We start from the raw sequence: 4,253 nt of genomic DNA, 5'->3' as shown, positions 1-4,253 counted from the left end.
CCCTTTGATGCTCAGCACCGCGCCATCGGAAGTTCGGTATCCGTATACGGTTCCGTCATGCGTCACCGCGATCTTTCCGCCGGATCCCAGTTTCATGTTCGGCTTGTCGGTGGTGGGGTTGACGGATTTCACATCGGCAGCGGATCCCACCCACACATTGCCGGTTTTGGTGTTGATGAAAGCCGCGGTATTGCCTCCGATAATGGTTGCGATATCCGTTTTGATGGCGGTGTTGCCGGTTTCGCTGATTGTGGAAGCCGCGATATTGCTGGCTTTGGTGCCTTCGGAAATCACGGTGTCGCCATCATGCTGTGCCACGTCGAAACGGGAGGCTGCGGATGAGACTCCGGCGTCCACATCCTTGTTTTTCGCATTGAATCGTGCGGCCTTGCGATCTTTCAACGAGGTGATCCACACGGTGCCGTCGTCGAGCTGCACATGCCGTTGCGTCACCGAACTGACGATGAACGCGCCCGCGATGATGCCCAGCAGCAGAAGCAGCATGACGATCGGCGTGATCCACCGCCTGCTTCCCGACGGCAACAGCAGTTTGCGTACCATTGATCCGAAACGTAGTTGACGTTCATATGATTGCGCCGATTGGTTGGCACCGTTCTTGCGTTTGCCCATTTCTGGCTCTTCCCTGAATGTTCCGATTGTCGTTGTGATCGGTCCGTATATGCCGTTTGCGATTGAAAATATGCCGTTGGACGGTCCGGTTGCGAAGTATGGTGATGCTTATGGTTTGGCCGCGCACGCGATCGCAGGATTCTGCGACATCTGCCGGTCCGCTCGGATGAGGCTCACCTGGATGCAGGTCTGCGAGCCGTCGGCGGGTTTGATGCTGATGCGCGTGTCGGTGGTGGTGGTTCCTTGGGCGTTCGGGTCTACTCCTGCATCGCCTACCAGCGACCATGCGTACGAATCGCCGTCCTGAGGGTCGGGGTTCACCCATGTGAACTGCACGCTGCCGCCGTCGGCGGAATATGAGCCGGCCAGATTCTCGACACTGGGCACGCTACTTGTGGTGATGGCCGAATCAGGCGAATCGTTGTCCTGATCGTGCGTTCCCGGAGTCTTGATCTGCACGCTGCTATTGTCGGAAGCCGAATCCATATTCGGCAAGATCACATACGCGAACACCAACGCGACGGCCGTGATCGCGGCAACCGCCGAAACGACGATCGCAAGAGGCTTGGCCCAAGTGTTGCGCTGTTTCGGAACAACCGCGGCTGCCTGGCTGTTCGCCTGGGACTGTGCGTACAGGTTCTGCGGGAACGGCGGTTCGCCTTCGACCGTGGTCGGCGTGGCATGGCCATACAATTCCTGCTGCGCACGCTGCATGTCACGCGCGAAATCATATGCGGAATAATACCGGTCCTCCGGCGTTTTATTCAACGCCTTGCGCAAGATCCGCTCCACTTGCGGGGGAATATCCGGCCTATTGAGCTTAGGGAGCGGATCGGTGAGAATGATGTTTCTCAGCAGAGCGCCGCGCTCTTTGCCTCGGGTTGCGCCAAGAGCTGCGGAATAGCCGTATTCGTACGGCGACTGGCCCGTCAGCATGGCGAACAGCGTTGCTCCCAGCGAATAAATGTCGGAGGATTCGTTGCCTCCGCCGTTCTTCGCAAGCACTTCCGGCGGAGCCCACGCGATGGTGTAGCCGATGCCGGGACGCCCGTAAATCGTTCCCGCGATGCCGAAATCGGCAAGCATGGGCATGCCATGCGTGTTGATGAGAATATTGCTGGGCTTGATGTCGCGGTGGATGATGCCTTCGCGGTGCGCTGTGGAAAGGGCGCTCGCCAGATTGATGCCGACGGTGAGCATCTGGTCTGCGTTGAGCCTGTTGGATTCCAGGAAGGTCTTGTAATTGCCTCCCGGAGCGTATTCGAACACGGTGTAGCCGTTGCCCGTGGTGGTGACGCCGCTTTCGTACACCGAAAGAATGTAGGGATGCGAGGAGATCCTGCCCATGAAGTTCGCTTCGGAACGGAACCGCGCCGCCGCGCGCGGATCGAGCGTTCCCTTGCTGACCTTGATGGCCACTTGTCGGCTGGGGGAAAGCTGCTGGTACAAATACACGTTCGCTTCGGAACCTGAACCCAACTTTTGGGCGAATGTATACCCAGGGATTTGAGGGGGAATGCCGTTCATGGCTTCCATATGCTCTCTTTCCTCGTGGTGCGTATGCTTTTCGGCCGCTCTCTCTGGATCCTATCCTAACTGAAGACCAACACAGAAACCTATCAGCAAGGGGTCAAAATGTCCATATACAAAGACGGGCATCTGAGACATGTTGTGGCTGAATAATAGAAGTCGTAGTGATAGAAAGAACGTGCGAACCTTAAGAGACGGCCTTCGTGGCGACGATGAGGGTACATACATTCAGTTGCTGGATGACGGGCATCTGGCTCAAATGGAAATGACCATTGATGTGTTGTCGGCGTTGCTGCAGATGCCACGAAGGAGTGGTTGCACCGCAGATTGTGTTGGATAAAGGTTGGCTTCGAGACAACTTTGTAGGTTCCGGATTTGTCAGGTAAAGGAGGGCGAGACTAGTAGTGTTGGGAGGCATGATGAATTTGGAAGACCTTGACCGCGTCACGTTGGTTGCGGGCGCGCCGAGCAGTGGAAAAACCGAGTTTGCGCTGGGCATGCTGGTTGCCGCAATGAGGCGGTATGGTGACGGGAATGCCGTGATGACGGTGTCTGGCAGGCAGATCGCCGATGCGTTGGGCGATCGGGCGATCCGCGAATTGTCGGCCGTGTCGCAGGCGCGACCGGTCACTACGTTGCCTGCCGTCGCATTCCGTCTGCTGACGGCCGTGAGATCAAGTCAAGGCGAACCGTTGCCGAAACTGTTGAACGGTGCGGAACAGGATGTGATCATCCGCAAGGTACTGGCTTCGCATGTGGAGCATAGGCAACATGGCGACGATTGCGCCACCTGCGATCTGCTGCGCACCTATTTCGCGGTTTCCGAATGGTCAGGACTGGTGGCCGACGATTCCACCGACGCATTCGCCAACCAATTGCGCGACATGCTCGCACGCATGAACGAGATTGGCGCGAAACCGCAGTTCGAAGACATGCTGATCGCCCGTGCGGCCAGCAGGGACGGCATGCTTGACGAACGTCGCGAACGCCTGCGCACTCAATGGCGTCTCGCCTTCGCCTTGCGTGAGGAATACAATGAGGCGATCCGTTCGTCTTATCCTGGCGAATATCGTCTCGACGCGTCGCAGCTGATGATCGACGCCACCGAAGCCGTGTCTGGCATACAGGAAGCCGATATTGCGAACATGCTGATCGTCGACGATTTTCAAGATACGACGTTGGCTGGTTTCGCACTGCTTGAAGCCCTGCATGAACGCGGGGTGCGCCTGCTGTTGGTTGGCAATCCCGACGAAGCCGTGCAGACGTTCCGAGGATCATATCCGGAATATCTGTTCAACCAGGCGCAGACGCGCATGGGAGCGAGGCTTGAACGCATCGAAGGTCTGCAAACGGCGCACGAAGGCGATACCGCGCAAACCGTGTCGAACCAGCAAGGCGTGCATGGCGACTATCGCACGCTTGTCGCGACGCGAGTGAGCCTGTCGATCGCAAGCACGGAGTCGACGGACGTGCCTCTGCCCGATCGTCCCGGCAAAATGAGCGATATGCCAGGCGCGATGCCCATCGAAACGTTGCCGGCCGACGATACGGGCGCTCGTGTCACGCCGGCCGACGGCAGTGTGGAAACGGCCTTGTACCGTTCCTCTTCCGAAGAGCTCGACGACGTGGTGTGGAAGATCAAAACTGAGCATTTGCAACGTTCCCGTGTATGGAACGACATGGCCGTGATCGCGCACGACAATGCCACCGTGCGCGTATTCGGCGAGCGGTTGCGCGCTGACGGCGTTCCCGTGCGCTATTCCAGCGTGACCCGGCCGTTGAAGGATGAGCCGTTCGTGCAGGGTCTGTTCGCGTTGATCGAGTTGGCCGAATTGAAAAACCAGACGATCGCGGCTTCGACCATGGACCTGCAGACCGCCGGATCCTATATTCGTTCGCGCGTGGCGTTGATTATGGGATCTCCGCTGATTACGGTCGGTGGTGATCAACGGCATGAGGGGCGTCCGGCCCGTCTCGCATCCATCGAATCCGCGATGAACGCGTTGGTTTCGCTCGCTTCGATTGTGGAAAGCAAGGCTGCGAACCATGATGAGGATGCTGCCGAAGAATACGACGAAGATGATTTCGAAGAT

General features: G+C 57.8%; 2 protein-coding genes and 1 pseudogene. 1 reads left to right on the top strand and 2 read right to left on the bottom strand.

Annotated features, from left to right (window positions below):
• Both Q5H33_RS08175 and Q5H33_RS08170 read right to left on the bottom strand, forming a co-directional pair.
• A pseudogene (locus Q5H33_RS08175) lies at window positions 1–630 on the bottom strand (AAA family ATPase); the annotation flags it as partial.
• A gap of 108 nt (window positions 631–738) precedes the next feature.
• On the bottom strand, window positions 739–2,166 hold the full coding sequence (locus Q5H33_RS08170) for a serine/threonine-protein kinase (protein ID WP_117650101.1): 1,428 nt from the start codon (window positions 2,164–2,166) through the stop codon (window positions 739–741).
• A gap of 410 nt (window positions 2,167–2,576) precedes the next feature.
• Between Q5H33_RS08170 and Q5H33_RS08165 the strand changes: the two genes are divergently transcribed.
• Window positions 2,577–4,253 (top strand): UvrD-helicase domain-containing protein (locus Q5H33_RS08165; RefSeq protein WP_302423958.1); only part of this gene is annotated, 1,677 nt, incomplete at its 3' end.

Source organism: uncultured Bifidobacterium sp. (assembly GCF_959020145.1).
In the GTDB taxonomy this organism is placed as follows: Bacteria; Actinomycetota; Actinomycetes; order Actinomycetales; family Bifidobacteriaceae; genus Bifidobacterium.
This window is presented reverse-complemented; position numbering and strand designations above follow the sequence as displayed.

What these genes read in the sequence shown, in the direction of transcription:
- Q5H33_RS08170 (WP_117650101.1), bottom strand. Translation starts at nt 2,166, where the DNA reads ATGGAAGCCATGAACGGCATTCCCCCTCAAATCCCTGGGTATACATTC.